12 protein-coding genes are annotated in these 16,918 nt (G+C 68.5%); 6 read left to right on the top strand and 6 right to left on the bottom strand.

What is annotated here, in order from left to right:
• Nucleotides 1-10 precede the first annotated feature (10 nt).
• The 3 genes from E2F48_RS09210 to E2F48_RS09200 all read left to right on the top strand — a co-directional run bounded on the left by E2F48_RS09210 (nucleotide 11) and on the right by E2F48_RS09200 (nucleotide 3,933).
• Entirely contained in the window at nucleotides 11-1,096 is a 1,086-nt protein-coding gene (locus tag E2F48_RS09210; RefSeq protein WP_246018732.1) for a LacI family DNA-binding transcriptional regulator, read from the top strand.
• Between the two features lie 155 nt (nucleotides 1,097-1,251).
• On the top strand, nucleotides 1,252-2,442 hold the full coding sequence (xylA, locus tag E2F48_RS09205) for a xylose isomerase (RefSeq protein ID WP_133403699.1): 1,191 nt from the start codon (nucleotides 1,252-1,254) through the stop codon (nucleotides 2,440-2,442).
• A 3-nt stretch (nucleotides 2,443-2,445) separates the two neighbouring features.
• Nucleotides 2,446-3,933: a xylulokinase gene (locus E2F48_RS09200; protein ID WP_133403698.1), complete on the top strand. Its 1,488-nt coding sequence runs from the start codon at nucleotides 2,446-2,448 to the stop codon at nucleotides 3,931-3,933.
• A gap of 138 nt (nucleotides 3,934-4,071) precedes the next feature.
• Here E2F48_RS09200 and E2F48_RS09195 read toward each other — a convergent pair whose 3' ends face one another.
• From E2F48_RS09195 to E2F48_RS09180, 4 genes are read right to left on the bottom strand one after another with little or no spacing between them, the layout of a single operon-like run.
• Nucleotides 4,072-6,417: a beta-xylosidase/alpha-l-arabinosidase gene (locus tag E2F48_RS09195; RefSeq protein ID WP_133403697.1), complete on the bottom strand. Its 2,346-nt coding sequence runs from the start codon at nucleotides 6,415-6,417 to the stop codon at nucleotides 4,072-4,074.
• Nucleotides 6,418-6,419: 2 nt separating this feature from the next.
• Nucleotides 6,420-7,238, bottom strand: a complete 819-nt coding sequence (locus E2F48_RS09190; RefSeq protein WP_133403696.1) for a carbohydrate ABC transporter permease — start codon at nucleotides 7,236-7,238, stop codon at nucleotides 6,420-6,422.
• On the bottom strand, nucleotides 7,238-8,185 hold the full coding sequence (locus tag E2F48_RS09185; protein ID WP_133403695.1) for a carbohydrate ABC transporter permease: 948 nt from the start codon (nucleotides 8,183-8,185) through the stop codon (nucleotides 7,238-7,240). Before E2F48_RS09185 ends, E2F48_RS09190 begins: the two co-directional genes overlap by 1 nt.
• 8 nt (nucleotides 8,186-8,193) lie before the next feature.
• Nucleotides 8,194-9,495 carry an ABC transporter substrate-binding protein gene (locus tag E2F48_RS09180; RefSeq protein ID WP_133403694.1) on the bottom strand — a complete coding sequence of 434 codons (1,302 nt, stop codon included), beginning with the start codon at nucleotides 9,493-9,495 and terminating at the stop codon, nucleotides 8,194-8,196.
• 162 nt (nucleotides 9,496-9,657) lie between these two features.
• Here E2F48_RS09180 and E2F48_RS09175 point away from each other — a divergent pair, with 162 nt between their 5' ends.
• Together E2F48_RS09175 and E2F48_RS09170 are read left to right on the top strand one after the other, a co-directional pair.
• Entirely contained in the window at nucleotides 9,658-10,716 is a 1,059-nt protein-coding gene (locus E2F48_RS09175) for a LacI family DNA-binding transcriptional regulator (protein WP_133403693.1), read from the top strand.
• A gap of 87 nt (nucleotides 10,717-10,803) precedes the next feature.
• Nucleotides 10,804-11,964, top strand: a complete 1,161-nt coding sequence (locus tag E2F48_RS09170; protein WP_246018730.1) for an ROK family transcriptional regulator — start codon at nucleotides 10,804-10,806, stop codon at nucleotides 11,962-11,964.
• Nucleotides 11,965-12,064: 100 nt separating this feature from the next.
• On the opposite strand, the gene E2F48_RS09165 is transcribed toward E2F48_RS09170, so the two are convergent.
• The gene (locus E2F48_RS09165; RefSeq protein ID WP_120167653.1) at nucleotides 12,065-12,301 is read right to left on the bottom strand and encodes a DUF3073 domain-containing protein; all 237 of its coding nucleotides are present in this window, start codon (nucleotides 12,299-12,301) and stop codon (nucleotides 12,065-12,067) included.
• Between the two features lie 290 nt (nucleotides 12,302-12,591).
• On the opposite strand from E2F48_RS09165, the gene E2F48_RS09160 reads away from it, so the two are divergent.
• On the top strand, nucleotides 12,592-14,100 hold the full coding sequence (locus E2F48_RS09160) for a septum formation family protein (RefSeq protein ID WP_133403692.1): 1,509 nt from the start codon (nucleotides 12,592-12,594) through the stop codon (nucleotides 14,098-14,100).
• 39 nt (nucleotides 14,101-14,139) lie between these two features.
• Here the strand turns inward: E2F48_RS09160 and clpB are convergent, their stop codons facing one another.
• Entirely contained in the window at nucleotides 14,140-16,752 is a 2,613-nt protein-coding gene (gene clpB, locus E2F48_RS09155) for an ATP-dependent chaperone ClpB (protein WP_133403691.1), read from the bottom strand.
• Nucleotides 16,753-16,918: the final 166 nt, after the last annotated feature.

Below are 16,918 nucleotides of genomic sequence, written 5' to 3'. Positions count from 1 at the left end.
AAGGTCAAGGGTGCGGCGCAAAATAGGTTCCGGGTGCTCCATCCCGCCCCGGATCCAGGAGGAGGACAGCGTGCAGGGCAACACCCAACCTGCGGTGACCATCTCGGCCATCGCCTCGGCAGCGGGGGTCTCGGTTCCCACGGTGTCGCGCGTCCTCAACGGGCGCTCGGATGTGGCTCCCGCGACGCGCGAGCGGGTGGAGGCCCTGCTGCGCGAGTACGGCTACCGGCGGCGGGGCACTGCGCAGCCGGCGCCGTCCGGCCTTGTGGATCTGGTCTTCAACGACCTCGACAGCCCATGGGCCGTCGAAATCATCCGCGGCGTCGAGGAAGCCCTCAATGCGGAGGACATGTCGCTTGTCCTTTCCGCCATCCACCGGCGCGGGGGTGCCGACTCGACGCGCCGATGGCTCGACGCCCTCGGCGCCCGGGTCAGTGACGGCGCGATCCTCGTCACCACGGATCTCGACTCCTTCCTGCACGCGGAACTGCAGCGCCTCAATGTGCCCGTCGTCGTTGTCGATCCCGCCGGCGTCCCCGACCTTGAAGTTCCCACGATCGGCGCCACCAACTGGACCGGAGCGGTCACCGCAACCGAGCACCTCATCCAGCAGAACCACCGCCGCATCGGGTTTGTCGCCGGCCGGCCCGGCTTGTGGTGCAGCCGGGCACGCCTTGACGGCTACCGGGCGGGGCTCGACGCCGCCGGCGTCGCCTTCGATCCGGAGCTTGTCATCAACGGCGACTTCGACTATTCCTCCGGGTTCGCCGCCGGAATGGAACTCCTCACCCACCCCGAACCGCCGACGGCGATCTTCGCCGCGAGCGACCAGATGGCGCTCGGCGTCTACGAGGCCGCACGGCAGCGGGGGCTGCGCATCCCCGATGATCTCAGCGTCGTCGGTTTCGACGACCTGCCCGAGGCCGGGTGGGCCTCACCCCCGCTGACGACCGTCCACCAGCCGCTGTCCGCGATGGGTTCCCTGGCAGCTCGGACGCTCGTGCGGCTCATCCGCGGAGAGTCCGTGGAAAGCCCGCGCATCGAGATGTCGACGGCCCTGGTGCAGCGCTCGAGCGTCCGGGCGCTGGGCTCCTGAGGGCGTCGCGCAACCGCCGGCGGCCGCTGCGCTTCTGCAGAAACCGGAGAGCGTGTAAAGGACAAAAATGCGGTCGTCCACCGCTTGACTCTCGCTCCAGACCTAATATGTTTATAGAGACAACATATTAGTCACACCCCCCTTTGGAGCACTCAATGGCGATCGAGCCCACCCGCGATGACAAATTTTCCTTCGGACTCTGGACGGTGGGCTGGGAAGCCCAGGACCAGTTCGGGTCCGCGACCCGCGCTCCACTCGATGTCGTCGACGCCGTCAACCGGCTCAGCGACCTTGGCGCGTACGGCATCACCTTCCACGACGACGACCTCTTCCCCTTCGGGTCAAGTGCCGGCGAGCGCCAGGCGCAGATCGAGCGGCTGAAGGGCGCCCTTAAGTCCACCGGACTGGTGGTCCCCATGGTCACGACGAACCTGTTCAGCCATCCGGTCTTCAAGGACGGAGGCTTCACGAGCAACGACCGCGGCGTCCGCCGTTTCGCCCTGCGCAAGGTGCTCGACAATATCGACCTTGCAGCCGAGCTCGGCGCCCAGACGTTCGTCATGTGGGGCGGGCGCGAAGGCAGTGAGTACGACGCCGCCAAGGACATCCGCGGTGCGCTCGAGCGCTACCGGGAGGCCGTGAACCTCCTCGGTGACTACGTCACCGACAAGGGCTATGACATCCGCTTCGCCATCGAGCCCAAGCCCAACGAACCGCGCGGTGATATCCTCCTCCCGACACTCGGCCACGCGATGGCCTTCATCGAGACCCTGGAGCGCCCGGAGCTCGTGGGCATCAATCCGGAGACGGGCCACGAGCAGATGGCGGGGCTGAACTTCACCCACGGCATCGCGCAGGCGCTCTACCAGGGCAAGCTGTTCCACATCGACCTCAACGGCCAGCGCAGCATCAAGTTCGACCAGGACCTTGTCTTCGGCCACGGCGACCTGCAGAACGCCTTCTCCCTCGTCGACCTGCTCGAAAACGGCGGCCCCGGCGGCGGCCCCTCCTATGACGGACCGCGCCACTTCGATTACAAGCCGAGCCGCACCGAGGACATGGACGGCGTCTGGGACTCGGCGGCGGCGAACATGCAGACCTACCTGCTGCTCAAGGAAAGGGCTGCCGCGTTCCGGGCGGACCCCGAAGTCCAGGCCGCGCTCGCGGCGTCTCGGGTGTCGGAGATCAACGAACCGACCCTCAACGCCGGCGAAGGCTATGAGGACCTGCGGGCCGACCGGTCCGCCTACGAAGAGTTCGACGCCGATGCGTACTTCAACGGCAAGGGCTTCGGCTTCGTGAAGCTGCAGCAGCTCTTCATCGAGCACCTGCTCGGCGCCCGCTGATCCATGGGCCTCGTTACGGGCGTCGACTCGTCCACCCAGAGCTGCAAGGCCGTGGTCGTAGATGCCGAATCCGGGGTGGAGGTCCGCAGCGGCCGGGGCCTCCACCCGGAGGGCACGGAGGTCCACCCCGAGGCGTGGTGGGCGGCCCTGCTGTCCGCCCTCGACGAGGCCGGGGGCCTGGGGGATGACGTCGATGCCCTCTCCATCGCGGGCCAGCAGCACGGAATGGTGCTGCTGGGCCACGACGGCAGGGTCCTGCGCCCGGCACTGCTGTGGAACGACACCCGCTCGGCGGGCGCCGCCTCGGCACTCATCGACGAGGTGGGGCTCGAGGAACTCGTGGCCCGGACCGGATTGGCTCCGGTGGCATCCTTCACCGGCACCAAGGTGCGCTGGGTGCGCGATGCCGAGCCGGAGCTCGTGCCGGAGATCGCCGCCGTCGCACTTCCCCATGACTGGCTGACCTGGCGTTTGCGCGGCTACGGTCCGGAAGGTGAGTCCCCGCTCGGGCCTACCCTCGAGGAACTTGTCACCGACCGTTCGGATGCCAGCGGCACCGGCTACTGGAACCCGGCGACGGGTGAGTACGACGTCGAATTGTTCGAACTGATCCTCGGCCGTCCCGCGCGGGAGGCGCGCGCCTCAGGACGCGGTACGCAGGGCGCGCCAGGGAACGTTCTCCTCCCGCGGGTCCTGTCTCCGAAAGCCTCGGCAGGCACCGTCCACCCTTCCTACAGCCCGTCCGGCAACGGCCGGATCCTGCTCGGAGCGGGTGCGGGCGATAATGCGGGCGCCGCCCTCGGCCTCGGAGCCGAGGAGGGCGATGTCGTCGTGTCCCTGGGCACAAGCGGGACCGTCTTCGCCGTTGCGCCGGCGCCGGTCGCAGATGCCTCGGGTGTCGTCGCCGGTTTCGCCGACGCCGGCGGCTTGTTCCTTCCCTTGGTGGCAACCCTCAATGCCGCCCGCGTGCTGTCCTCCGTGGCAGGCCTCCTCGGCGTCGACCACGACGGGTTCGCCGAACTCGCCGCCGGCGCGGAGCCTGGGTCGGGCGGAGTCGTCCTGGTGCCGTACTTCGAGGGCGAGCGCACCCCCAACCTGCCGACGGCGAAAGCAAGCTTCCACAATCTCAGCATCGCGTCGAGCACCCGGGCCAACCTTGCCCGGGCCGCGGTCGAGGGGATGCTGTGTGGCTTGGCCGACGCGCTCGACGCCGTGCGCAACGCCGGCGTCACGCCCCGGCGGCTGCTGCTGATCGGCGGGGCGGCGCAGAATCCGGCGGTGCAGCAGGTTGCGGCCCAGGTGTTCGACCTGCCCGTACGGGTTCCGGCACCGGGTGAGTATGTTGCCCGCGGCGCTGCGGTCCAGGCGGCGTGGGCATTGAGCGGTTCGCGGCCCGGCTGGCGCATGGAGGCCGAGGAGGACCGGGAGCCGGACCACCGGCCGCTCATCCGCCGGCAGTACCGTGCGGCGGTGGCCGCGGTGACGTTCTAGCTGGCCGGCCCGCAGCACCACACGAGGCACCGACCCGTTCAGGGTTGGTGCCTCGTTTCGTTGTTCTCCCTGCAGCCACTGCCCCGGCAGCACGAAGCCCGCCCCCGGCCGGAACGGGAGCGGGCAACGGGGCCTTTCCTAGAATGTTTCCACCTGCACCGGGCAGTGAAGCCGCCGGGTATGGTCGACCGGCCGGGGCTGCCCCGTCAACGTCAGGGATGACGCGAGGCGGATGTCGCAGCTCGAGGCACCGAGGCGCAGTTCGAGCTCTCCCGGTTCGACGACGCGACGGCCGTCCCGCCCGGTGAACGACGTGACATCGGCGTGGATGGTGAACCGAACCCGCGCCGCGCCGTGCGCCGGAAGGGGCACCCGCGCGTAGGAGATCAGGCGCTGGACCGGCCGCACGACGGACGCCACCGGGTCGTGGAGGTAAAGCTGCACCACTTCCACGCCGTCGCGGTCCCCCGTGTTCTCGACGGTCAGGCTCACTGTCACCTCGCCGTCGGTGTCCGCGGTCGCCGCCGTCGCCTCGAGGTCCCGCCACAGAAACGGGGTGTAGCTGAGCCCGTGGCCGAAGCCGAAGGCCGCCGTCGGATCGATGCTCGAGACGCCGTTGGCCTGGGCCAGCGGCGCCGCAAGGTAGGTGGAAGGCTGTGCGCCAGGGGTTCCCGGGATGCTGACCGGCAGGCGTCCGCTCGGGTTGATCCGGCCGCTGAGCACTCCTGCGACGGCCGCCGCACCCTCCTCCCCGGGGAAGAACCCCTGCACGATGGCGGCGGCGGTCGCCGCTGCGGCACCGAGGGCGTAGGGGCGGCCGGTCAGCAGCACGACAACGACGGGCTTGCCCGTCGCCAGCAGTTCATCGAGCAACTGCTGCTGGACTCCAGGCAGGGCCAACGACTCGACGTCGCAGCCCTCACCGCTCGTACCGCGGCCGAACAGTCCTGCACGGTCCCCCAGAACGGCGATGACGACGTCGGCTCCGCCGGCGACAGCGACCGCCTCATCGAATCCCGTCACGGCGGTGCCGTCGATAGTGCAGCCCGCCGCCACGGTGATGTCGCTGTCGGGGAATTCCCGGTGGAGGGCGTCGGCAACCGTCGGGATGGGCAGGCCCATCTCGATGTGGGGGTGCTGCTCGCCGACATGGGCCGGGAAGGAGTAGCACCCGAGGAAGGCCCGGTGGGTGTCCGCATTGGGGCCGATCAGCGCGATCCGCGGAGCCCGGGTGATCGGCAGGAGGCCGTCATTGCGCACCAGCACAATTGACTGTTCCGCGAGGGTGCCCGCGATCGCGCGGTTTCCAGCGCTGTCGAGGTCGACGACGGGAAGTGAGGACGGCGCGGCGCCGGCGAGGGCCGACGGGATGGGAGACCAGTCGGGATCCAGCAGGCCGAGATCGAGTTTCTGGCGGAGGACGCGCTGGAGCGCGCGGTCGACGAGGTCCTCGCTGAGCCTGCCGCCGTCGATCTCGTTGACCAGGTGCTCGCCGAAGGTGTGAACCGTGGGCAGCTCCACGTCGACCCCTGCGGTGAGGGCAGCAGCAGCCGCCTCACCGAGCGTCGCCGCCACACGGTGGAGTTCCTTGAGGAAGGCGATCCCGAAGTAATCGGCGACGACCGTTCCATCGAAGCCCCAGGTGTCCCTGAGCAGCGTGGTCAGCAGGGAGGCGTCGGCCGCCGTCGGCACGCCGTCGATGTCCGTGTAGGCGTGCATGACCGAGCGCACGCCGGACTCACGGACCGCCATCTCGAACGGGGGCAGGAGTACGTCCGCCCGCTCACGCTCGCCGATGGAGACCGGGGCCAGGTTCCGGCCGGCCTTGGACGCCGAGTAGCCCACAAAGTGTTTGAGCGTAGCGACGATTCCGGCGCGCTCAAGTCCCTGCACGTACGCGGTCGCGAGGGTCCCAATCAGGTAGGGGTCTTCGCCGATTGTCTCTTCGACACGCCCCCAGCGGGCGTCACGCACGACGTCGAGCACCGGCGCGAGGCCCTGGTGGACGCCCACGGACCGCAGGTCCGCCCCGATGGCCGACGCCATGGTGCGCACCAGGTCGGGGTTGAAGGTGGCACCCCAGGCCAGCGGCACGGGGTAGGCAGTCGCCTTCCAGGCGGCGAAGCCGGCCAGGCACTCCTCATGGACGAGTGCTGGGATGCCGAAACGGTTGGCCGCGGCGATCCTCTCCTGGGTGCGCTGCAGCGAAAGGGCGCCAAGTCCGGGTTCCACCGGGGCGGTGCCGAACGGCCGGGTCAGCTGCCCGAGCCCGTGGGGCAGGAGCTCGTCGAGGTCTACCGCCTCGTTCATCTCGTGCTGGTGGGGAGCTACTTCCCCGCCCTCGGTGTTGGCTCCCACCCAGACGCCGACAAGCTGGGCGAGCTTCTCCCGCAGGGTCATGGCCTGGATCAGGGCCTCGACCCTGCCCTCGGGTGGAAGCGCGGGATCCCGCCACGGAGCGTTGTTCAGTGTTGTTTCGGTCATGGCTACTTTCCGCCAGCGCCCATGAGGCCCTGGACAAGTGCGCGGCGCGCGAAGAGGTAGACGAGCAGGACGGGAACCATCGAGAGGGTCACTGCGGCGAGCAGGCCCGGGATGTTGATGCCGTACTGGGTCTGGAAGTTGAACAGGCCGAGGGTCACCACGCGGGTGTTCTCGGACTGGGTCAGGATCAGGGGGAACAGGAAGCCGTTCCACGCCTGGAGCGCCGAGAAGACGGCGATCGTGGAGAGGCCGCCCTTGGACAGCGGCAGCACCAGCCGGAAGAAGGCGCGCGCCGGGCTCGCCCCGTCCATCGCCATGGCCTCGTACAGCTCACCCGTGATGTCGCGCATCGTGCCGCTGAGGATCAGCGTGCAGATGGGCAGTGCGAAGGCCGCCGTCGGCAGGATGACGCCGACCAGGTTGTCGTACAGCCCGACGGTGTTGATGAGGTAGAACACCGGCACGATCACCGCCTGCGCGGGAATGGCCAGGCCCAGGAGGAAGAAGCGGAAGACGAAGGATGCCGCCCTGCTCTGGCTCCGCACGATCGCATAGCTCAGCGGCGGCACGAGCAGGAGGACGATTGCGACGACGCCGACGGTCACGATGACGGTATTGAGGAAGTACCTGCCGAACCCGCTGGCAATGGCGTCCACGTAATTCTGCAGCGTGAAGCTTGTCGGGAAGGCCAGCGGACCGTTGTCGCCGAATTCGGCGCGCGTCTGGAAGGTGCCGGAGATCATCACGTACAGCGGGATCGCCACCACGAGCAGCCAGAGGAAGGAACCGACACCGGCAAGGTAGTTGGGGCGGGTCTTCATCACAGTCCTTCCAGCGAGCTGTTCATCTTGTCGTAGCCCGACACCTTGACCACCACGAGGGAGATCGCGGTGGCGACGATGACGAGCACCAGCGCGATCGCGCTGCCGACACCGAAGTCGAAGCTCTGGAACGCTTCCTGGTACATGTAGAAAGCGGTGATGGTGGTGTCCGTGCCCGGTCCTCCGTTGGTGAGGATCAGCACGGTCTCGAAGGTGGTGAGGCCGCCGACCACCATCAGGATGATGGAGGTGATGGCGGTGTTCCGGAGCTGCGGAAGGGTGATCGCGAAGAACTGGCGCACCCTGCCGGCGCCGTCGATCTCTGCCGCCTGGTAGAGCACGTGCGGAATCCCGCGCGCCGCGCCCTGGTAAATGAGGGTGTGGAAGGGGGTGAACTGCCACATGCCCACGAAGATCAGGACGCCGATGGCACCTGACTGGGTGCCCAGGAGGTTGCCGTCGCCGAAGAGCCATGAGAGCTGGCCCGGAATCCCGAAGTTCGGGTCAAGGAGTGCCCTCCAGAGAACCGAGATCGCGGCCGAGGAAAGCAGCAACGGTATGAAGTAGATGGCGCTGAGCACCGCCCGGTTGCGCTGGTTGCCCGCCGCCCAGACGCCCAGCAGGATGCTGAGCGGCGTTTGGGTGACCACGCCGAGGACGATGAAGAGGAGGCTGAGCCAGAGGCTCTTGAGCATCACGGGATCGGCCATGAGCGTCTCCCAGTTCTCGAACCCCACAAACCGGGGGTCGCCGAGGCCGCTCCACGAGGTGAAGGACAGGACCGCGACCGCCGCGAGCGGCACGAGCGCGAAGAGGGCGAAGAAGATGGTGGCGGGCAGGGCCCAGATGAAGCCCGGGCGTCCCACGGACGAGGCACCGGAGCGGGCCGGGCGGCTCACGGGTGAGCCGCCCGGCGCCGGCCGCCTGCTGGTAGCAAGCACTGTCACGGCGTGTCCTAGAGTCCCTGCATCGCCTTGATGAAACCATCTTCATCAATCTGGCCGCTGAAGAACTGCGACACCGCGGTGTGGATGGTCACGGTCGCCTCGGGCGGATAGGCCTGGTCCCAGGAGAGCTGGAAGTGCGGCGCCTTCTGCACGAGGTCGAACTGGTACTTGGCGTATTCCGGATCGGCAGCCTTATCGAGGAATTTCTCGGTGTTCGTGGTGGTGGGCAGGTTGCCGATGGCGACCTGCTCCTGCACGAACTCGTCCGAGTACATCAGCTTGAGGAACTCGGCGGCCTCCTCGGGGTAACGGGTCTCCTTGTGGATGGAGTAGAAGTTGTTGGTGTTGCCTGCGAGGTTGTGCGGGTCTCCCTCGCCGCCTTCGATGGCGGGGAACTCGCTGTAGCCCAAGACCTCTTCGGCGAAGGCCGGGTCCGAGTCCTGCTGCGTGGCGTACTCCCATGAGCCCATCAGTTCGAAGCCTGCACGGCCGCTGGCCAGCAGGGCCGGGGAACCGCCGTCGGTGAACTTGACGGAGTCGAAATTGGTGCCGAAGGCTCCGGCGTCGATCAGTTCGCGCAGCTTTCCGAGCGCCTCGCGGCTTTCCTCGGAATCCCACACATCGGTATCACCGTCGAGCGCCGCCTGGAACAGGTCCTCGCCGGCGACCCGGTCGAAGACGTACTGGAACCACATTTGAGTGGGCCACTTGTCTCCGCCGCCGAGTGCGATGGGCGTGACGCCGGCGGCCTTCAGCTTCTTGACGTCCTCGAGCAGCTCGTCCCAGGTCGCGGGGGGAGCATCGATGCCGGCCTGCTTGAGCACTTCGGAGTTGTTGAAGAGCATGACGGGCTGCGTCCCGCGCATCGGGACACCGTAGGCTTTGTCGTCGATGACCGCGGTCTCGAAGACTGAGGGAAGGAATGCATCCTTCAGCTGCGGATCCTCCTCGATGAACTCGTCGAGGGGCAGGAGGAGCCCGGCGTCGACGAAGTTCGCGATGCTGCCGCCGCCCCAGTTGAAGAAGATGTCGGGGGCAGAATCGGTGTCGATGATCGTCTGCAGCTTCTTCTGATAATCGGCGCCGGGGATCGTATCAAGCACGATCTTTACGTCGGAGGTCTTGTTGAACTTGTCGACCATGGCCTGCTCGACCGTGTTGCCGGCATCCCCGTAGACGGCGAGGTGAAGTTCGTTCTCCGGGCGGCTGGATGCGTCGCCTCCTCCCCCGGAGCACCCCGCAAGCGTGAGTCCGAGCATCATGACGGCGCCGCCAGCAAGGCTGCGCGACATCCGGGTGCGATTGTTCATCGTTGAACGCCTCTCGAAAGTTTCGAAGATAAAATCGAAAATTAGCTGATGGGTTGAGTGTATGTATCGCTTCTCCGGATGCGCAAGGACCAATGTGCCGGTCGTCACAAAACGCGATAAACAGATCCCGGGGCCCTGCGGCCCCGAGGGTAAGCTGTTCGCATGTCCACTCAGGCAGAAGAACCGCGCACCACCCTCGCCCAGCTCGCGACGGCGGCGGGCGTTTCCCTCTCCACCATCTCCAAAGTGCTCAACGGCCGCACTGACGTGTCTCCGAAAACCCGGGCGAAAGTTGAGGAGCTCCTTGAGGAGCACGGCTACCGGCGGCGGAAATCTTCCGCCACCCGGGCGGGCCTCGTCGAGCTCGTCTTCCACGAACTGGAGAGTGCCTGGGCGCTCGAGCTGATCCGCGGCGTCGAGAATGTGGCGCGCGAGCATGGCCTGAGCGTGGTACTGACCGAAACCGGCAGCCGGCACGCACCGGGACCCGACTGGATCGAGGGCGTGATGTCGCGGCGTCCGGCCGGCGTCGTCCTGGTCTTCTCCGACCTGCCGCAGGATTATCGGCGGAAGCTCGACGCGAGGGCCATCCCCTTCGTCATCATCGATCCGGCCGGTGATCCAGCCCCCGACGTCCCCTCCGTTGGGTCCGCGAACTGGTCCGGCGGCATGATGGCAACCCGGCACCTGATCGACCTTGGGCACACCCGCATCGCCGCCATCAGCGGACCGGAGGACATGATGTGCTCGCTCGCCCGGATTGACGGATACCGGTCGGCGATGAACATGGCGTCCCTGCCCATCGACCCGGAGTTGATCAGGTACGGCAACTTCCACGTCGACGGCGGCCGCGATAACGCACTGATGCTGCTCCGCGGCCCCAACCCGCCAACGGCGATCTTCGCCGGCAGCGACCTCCAGGCACTGGGAGTGCTCGACGCCGCCCGGCAGTTCGGCCTACGGGTCCCCGACGACCTGTCGGTGGTGGGGTACGACGACCTCCAGCTCGCACAGTGGTCAAGCCCTGCACTGACGACTGTGCACCAGCCGCTCATTCAGATGGCGGAGGAGGCCACCCGCATGGTCCTGCACCTGCGTGACGGGGAGCGGCCCAACAACCTGAGGCTGGACCTTGCGACCAGCCTCGTGGTCCGCCAGAGCACGGCCGCCCCCTCCCAGGCTCCACTGGAAACCACGGATCCCCTCCCGCGGCGCGCCTGATTCCCGGGCACCGGGGCCACGTCTGGATACGATGGTGTCCGGCAAGGTGCATCGAAGGCCCTGCGTGACAAAGGAGAACCTACGGCCGTGCAGTCAACTTCCGGCGCGGGGAACGGCATCGAGGGCCTTCGCACCCAGAACCTGTCCCAGATTTTGACGATGGTCCACCGGCAGGGCCCGCTGTCCCGGTCCGAACTGACCCGCCGCACCGGCTTCAACCGGTCGACTGTCGGCGCCCTGGTGTCGGCACTGGCCGAAAAGCGCCTCGTGCGGGAGTCGGAACCGGCCGGAGCCGGCCGGGTGGGCCGGCCCAGCCCGATCGTGCAGGCCAATCCCAATATCGCCGTGATCGCGGTCAATCCGGACATCGATGCCCTGACGGTCGGTGTAGTCGGCCTGGGCGGCCGGGTGCACACGCGGGTGCGCCGTGAAACGCAGGGCGTGCCCTCGCTCGATGACGCCGTACAGCTCAGCTGCGATATCGTTGCCGACCTCGACGGCGTCCTCGCCGGGCTGGAACCGGTGCTGGGCGTCGGCATCGCCCTTCCCGGGCTGGTGAACGCGTCCGCGGGACGCGTGCTCGTCGCGCCGCATCTGGGCTGGCGCGACGCCGACCTCACGGGCCCCTTCGGCGGCGCACTCGGCCTGCCCGCCGTGGCCGCCAATGATGCCGCACTCGGCGCCCTGGCCGAGAGTACCTTCGGCGCTGCGGTCGGGGTGGCCGATGCTGTCTACCTCAATGGCAGTGCCAGCGGTATTGGAGGGGGAATCATCGCCGGCGGTGCGCAGCTGGGCGGCAGCCGCGGCTACGCCGGCGAACTCGGCCATACCCTCGTCCGCGCGGGCGGATCGCCCTGCCACTGCGGGCGGTCCGGATGCCTCGACGCGGAGGTCCGGCTCGAGCGGCTGCTCGACGCCGCCGGCCTGGAGAGTGGGGGGATCGAGGCGCTTGAGGGCGTCCTGTCAGCCGGGCCGGGCCCTGCGGTCCGCGCTGAAGCGGAGCGCCAGCTCGACCTCCTCGCTGTCGCCCTGGTGAATTTCGTCAACATCTTCGATCCGGAGCTGATCGTCCTTGGAGGCTTTCTGGGATCGCTTTTCGATTTTGACGGCCAACGCCTCACCGATCAGGTCGGCACCGGATCACTTGCCGGTGGGGTCGAGCTGCGGCGCGCCGCGCTGGGCCCGGAGCTTCTGCTGGTCGGTGCGGCAGAACTCGCGTTCCGGCCGCTCCTCGCATCACCCTCCTGAGCAGGAGTGCCTTCCGCGGGACGACGGGCAACACGAAATGGCGCATCGTCCCCGAAGGGACTGATGCGCCACGTGACGTCAGCGGGAGGGCGGAGTGGAATCAGCCGATGCGGCGGGAACCGCTCTCCTCGTCGTCGTCGAGGTCATCGGCGTATTTGTCCGCATACTCCGAATAGTCCGGCTCAACCGGTTCGAGAGGTTCACTGCGTCGGTTGGACGCACGACTCCCGGGGCCTGTGAGCTCGCGCTGCAGTGCCGAATAGTCAGTCGCCGGGCTGAAGTACTTCATGTCCCGGGCCTGCTTGGTAGCTTTTGCCTTTTGACGGCCGCGCCCCATGGCGTGACCCCCTTTGTGCGTCGATCCGGAGGTGGTCACTGGGGCACGAAGGCCCAAGGCTGCAGCGAGGCCCCGGAGTAATTGGTCAATTTATCGTAACTATAGGTTACATGCTTTCCCGTGTGTCCGCGTGCCGTTGTGACCAGCATGACGCCCGGGCACCCAATCGCACGGAACGGCCGCGCGCCGGCCGGTGAAGGCGGGGGCCCCGGCGCCGGAAATTTGGATAGAGTTCTGCCCTAAGGGCCCATTTCCGGGCGCAGAACAAAAACCCTCCGAGGAGACAACGGTTGGCTACGAAGAATCGGGAGAGCGCCCAGCGTGGCCCGGAGGATCAGGGGAAGCCGGACGCCGGCGGGCACCAGGGCGCGACCCAGGATGCGCCGCGGGATCCGGACCTGGATACCGACGCCGTCGAGCCCGGGGACGCTACGGAAGCCAGCGCTGCCGGCGCACCGGCGGAGCCTGAACTGTCGGTGACTGCGGAGGACCTGACGCTCGCTGAACCTGTGCTGGCCCCTGCGGCCGTCAGCAGGACCACCGCCGAGGCCGCGGCCCTCGACGACGCGGCGGCGGAGGCTCAGGCAGTGGCGGAGGAGGCCGAGGACGCCGCCCTCCTGGCCGGCCCCCTGCCTGCCGACGCGCCAACTATTGCGGCGGCGCCGTCGGGCACCGCGCCTGCGGGCGGTCCGGCCGGTGATGCGGCGGAAGCCACCCCACGGCCCAGTGAGGCCCCGAGCGGTGGGACCCAGAACAGTGGCCCCCCGTCCGGCGCCTCCGCGACCGGCGGATCAACCGGTTCCTCGATCCAGGACGGAGGGAGCAACCCTTCCGTCGGGGAGTCCACCCCCGGGCCCGCCGGTGAGCCCTCCGCTTCCAACGGCTCCGCGGGGCTCCCCAAAGGCCGTTCCGCCGCGCACCCGTCCGCCCCCGATGCACCCGCGGGCGGTGCCGCCAGAGACACCGGCGCGGATTCCGCGGCCGACAATGCCAAAGATCTCCGCCTCGCCTCCCTTCCTGAACCGGTGGCGGTCGGCTCGGGTTCCGCCCACTCCGGCCTCCTCGCGGGAACCGATCCGGCCGCTCTCGGTGTCGGCCCCGCGGCTTCGACCGGTGCCGCCGGACGGGCCGGCGCGACCGCCGTCTCCCACCGCGCACCCGGTGGACCGGAGGCCGCCGAGCCGTCGGCCGAGTCCGGTGCCCGCCGGTCCACCTGGGCCCCGGCCGGCGAGGCCGGCGAGCCCGTGGGTCCGCGGCGGGCGCGGTCCCGTGAGCGCCGGGAGAAGTCCCGGCGCCCGGTGGCGCTCCTCATTCTCGGTGGCGTCGTGGTCCTGGCCCTGCTCGTCTGGGCGGCCATCAGCCTGGTGCGCGGCCTGACCGGCGCCGGGGACCCCCAGTCACCCGAGGATATCCCGACCGCGGCCGGTGCCGACGGAGTGATTGCCGAAGACGTCCGGCCGTCGGTGCTCACCGCCGGGCACTGCCTCCTCGATTTCACCGACATCGAGAGTGAGGTCACCATCGTGACCTGTTCGACGCCGCACCGGGCCCAGCTGATCGCCTCGGAGTTCTACTCGGATGACGCCGAATTCCCAGGCCGCGGCCAGCTCGGTGCCCGGGCCGACGCGGCCTGTGAAACCGCCCCGATCGACTCAGGCGTCGCGGCCGGAGCCGGCCGGATCGAACTGCTGCGCGTGACGCCCACTGAGGGCACCTGGGCGGACGGCGACCGCCGTGTTGACTGCTTCGCCGTCCTGCAGGACGGCGCGACGCTGAGCCGGAGCCTGCTCACCGAGTAGACTCCGGCCTGCTGGAGGAGAGCTGCGGGGCCTGCGCGCCTAGGCAACGGCGCGCAGGCTCAGCCCCTCCCCCTGGCCGTCGACACCCGCGCCGCCGTCCCGGTCGACCAGGACCCGGTCCCCGTCGGCGATCTCCCCGGCCAGGATGCCCCGGGCGAGCTGGTCGCCGATCTCCCGCTGCACCAGGCGGCGCAGGGGCCGGGCACCGTAGGCGGGATCGAACCCGGTGAGGGCCAGCCACTCGCTGGCCGCCGGCGTGACCTCAAGCGTGAGGCGGCGCTCCTGCAGCCGCTTGCCGAGCGCCTCGACCTGAAGGTCGACGATCTTCGACAGCTCATCGAGGCTGAGCGCGTCGAAGATGATCACGTCGTCGAGCCGGTTGAGGAACTCCGGCCGGAAGCTGGCGTTCACCGTCGCCATCACGGCCTGGCGGCGCGCTGCGTCATCGAGCGAGGGATCCATCAGGAACTGCGAGCCCAGGTTGGAAGTCAGCACCAGGATGACATTGCGGAAATCCACGGTGCGTCCCTGCCCGTCGGTCAGGCGGCCGTCGTCGAGCACCTGCAGGAGGATGTCGAAGACCTCCGGGTGCGCCTTCTCCACCTCGTCGAGCAGCACGACGCTGTAGGGACGGCGCCGCACCGCCTCGGTGAGCTGGCCCCCCTCTTCATAGCCGACGTAACCCGGAGGCGCGCCGACGAGGCGGGCCACCGAGTGCTTCTCGGAGTATTCGGACATGTCGATGCGCACCATCGAACGCTCATCGTCGAACAGGAAGTCCGCCAGCGCCTTCGCGAGTTCGGTCTTGCCCACACCGGTGGGGCCGAGGAACAGGAAGGAGCCGGTGGGCCGGTTCGGGTCGGAAACCCCGGCCCGGGCACGGCGCACCGCATCCGAAACCGACGCGACCGCCTTGGACTGGCCGATCAGCCGGGACCCGATAACCTCCTCCATGTGAAGCAGCTTCTGGCTCTCACCCTGGAGCATGCGGCCGGCCGGGATGCCGGTCCACGCCGAGATGACCTCCGCGATGTCATTGGCCGTCACCTCCTCGGCCACCATCAGCTCCAGGGTCTCTCCGGCCGATTCCTGCTCGGCGGCCTGGGCGGCATCGAGTTCGCGCTGCACCTGCGGAATCTCCCCGTACAGAATCCGCGACGCCGTCTCCAGGTCGCCCTCGCGCTGGGCCTTGTCGGCCTGCGAGCGCAGTTCGTCGAGGGACGCCTTCAGGTCACCGACCCGGTTCAGGCCCGCCTTCTCGGCCTCCCACCGGGCATTGAGCGCCGAGAGCTGCTCCTGCCGGTCCGCCATCACCGCGCGCAGGTCCTCAAGCCGCTCCTGGGAGGCCTCGTCCGTCTCACGCTCCAGCGCGAGCTCCTCCATCCGCATCCGGTCGATCGCGCGGCGCAGCTCGTCGATCTCCACCGGTGCGGAGTCGATCTCCATACGCAGGCGCGACGCGGCCTCGTCAACGAGGTCGATGGCCTTGTCCGGCAGCTGCCGTCCGGAGATGTACCGGTTGGACAGGGTCGCCGCGGCCACCAGGGCGGAGTCGGCGATGGAGACCTTGTGGTGGGCCTCATAGCGTTCCTTGAGACCGCGCAGGATGCCGATGGTGTCCTCCACCGACGGCTCCCCCACATAGACCTGCTGGAAGCGCCGCTCCAGCGCCGGGTCCTTCTCCACGTTCTCGCGGTACTCGTCGAGGGTTGTGGCGCCGATCAGGCGCAGCTCCCCGCGGGCCAGCATGGGCTTGAGCATGTTGCCCGCGTCCATCGAGCCCTCGGAGGCACCGGCTCCGACCACGGTGTGCAGCTCGTCGATGAAGGTGACGACCTGCCCGTTGGAGGACCGGATCTCCTCGAGCACGGCCTTCAGCCGCTCCTCGAATTCGCCCCGGTACTTCGCGCCGGCGATCATCGAGCCGAGGTCGAGGCTGATGAGGGACTTGCCGCGGAGGGACTCCGGGACGTCCCCGGCGACCATGCGCTGTGCGAGGCCTTCCACGACAGCCGTCTTGCCGACGCCGGGCTCACCGATCAGCACCGGGTTGTTCTTGGTACGGCGCGAGAGCACCTGCACGACGCGGCGGATCTCGGAGTCACGTCCGATCACCGGGTCGAGCCTGCCCGCCCGCGCCAGCTCGGTCAGGTCGACGCCGAACTTCTCGAGGGCCTGGAAGGTGTTCTCGGGGTCGGCGGAGGTCACCCTGCGGTCGCCCCGGACCCCGGGGAGCGCGGCCGCGAGCGCGTCGCGGGAGATTCCGGCCTCGCGCAGGATCCTGCCGGCGGGTCCGGCGTCGGCGGCGAGCCCGAGCAGCAGGTGCTCGGTCGAGACGAACTGGTCCCCCAGCGCTTCGGCCTCCTGCTGGGCAGCGGAAATCACCTGCAGGGCGCCCCGGGAAAACTGGGCCTGGGCCACGTTCGACCCCGAGGAGGAGGGCAGGGCACGGATGGCCGTGCTGGCCTGCACGCTGATGTCATCGGGCGAGGCGCCGGCGGCCTTGAGCAGGGCCACCGCGATGCCCTCCCGCTGATCCATCAGCGCCTTAAGGAAGTGCGGCGTTTCGACCTGGGGATTGCCCGCCGTCGAGGCGTTCATCGCCGCAGCCGAAAGAGCCTCCTGGCTCTTGGTGGTGAATTTTGCGTCCATGGACCCATCCTTCGCTATCGACGATGTTCCTGCTCGGAACACCTTCTAAAATCTAAGTTGAGTGTACCCGACTCAACCTTGTCGTGCTGTGTTTTATGCCCGGTTCGCCTCCAGCGAAGCGGGTGCTTACCGCCGGGCCCGCCGGCGTTCTTTCGAGCCCGGTCCG

Source organism: Arthrobacter crusticola, from assembly GCF_004357995.1.
In the GTDB taxonomy this organism is placed as follows: Bacteria; Actinomycetota; Actinomycetes; order Actinomycetales; family Micrococcaceae; genus Arthrobacter_D; species Arthrobacter_D crusticola.
This window is presented reverse-complemented; position numbering and strand designations above follow the sequence as displayed.

Excerpts from the sequence above, each read along its gene's own strand:
- xylA (WP_133403699.1), top strand. The coding sequence starts at position 1,252 with ATGGCGATCGAGCCCACCCGCGATGACAAATTTTCCTTCGGACTCTGG.
- E2F48_RS09200 (WP_133403698.1), top strand. The coding sequence starts at position 2,446 with ATGGGCCTCGTTACGGGCGTCGACTCGTCCACCCAGAGCTGCAAGGCC.
- E2F48_RS09195 (WP_133403697.1), bottom strand. The coding sequence starts at position 6,417 with ATGACCGAAACAACACTGAACAACGCTCCGTGGCGGGATCCCGCGCTT.
- E2F48_RS09190 (WP_133403696.1), bottom strand. The coding sequence starts at position 7,238 with ATGAAGACCCGCCCCAACTACCTTGCCGGTGTCGGTTCCTTCCTCTGG.
- E2F48_RS09180 (WP_133403694.1), bottom strand. The coding sequence starts at position 9,495 with ATGAACAATCGCACCCGGATGTCGCGCAGCCTTGCTGGCGGCGCCGTC.
- E2F48_RS09175 (WP_133403693.1), top strand. The coding sequence starts at position 9,658 with ATGTCCACTCAGGCAGAAGAACCGCGCACCACCCTCGCCCAGCTCGCG.
- E2F48_RS09165 (WP_120167653.1), bottom strand. The coding sequence starts at position 12,301 with ATGGGGCGCGGCCGTCAAAAGGCAAAAGCTACCAAGCAGGCCCGGGAC.
- clpB (WP_133403691.1), bottom strand. The coding sequence starts at position 16,752 with ATGGACGCAAAATTCACCACCAAGAGCCAGGAGGCTCTTTCGGCTGCG.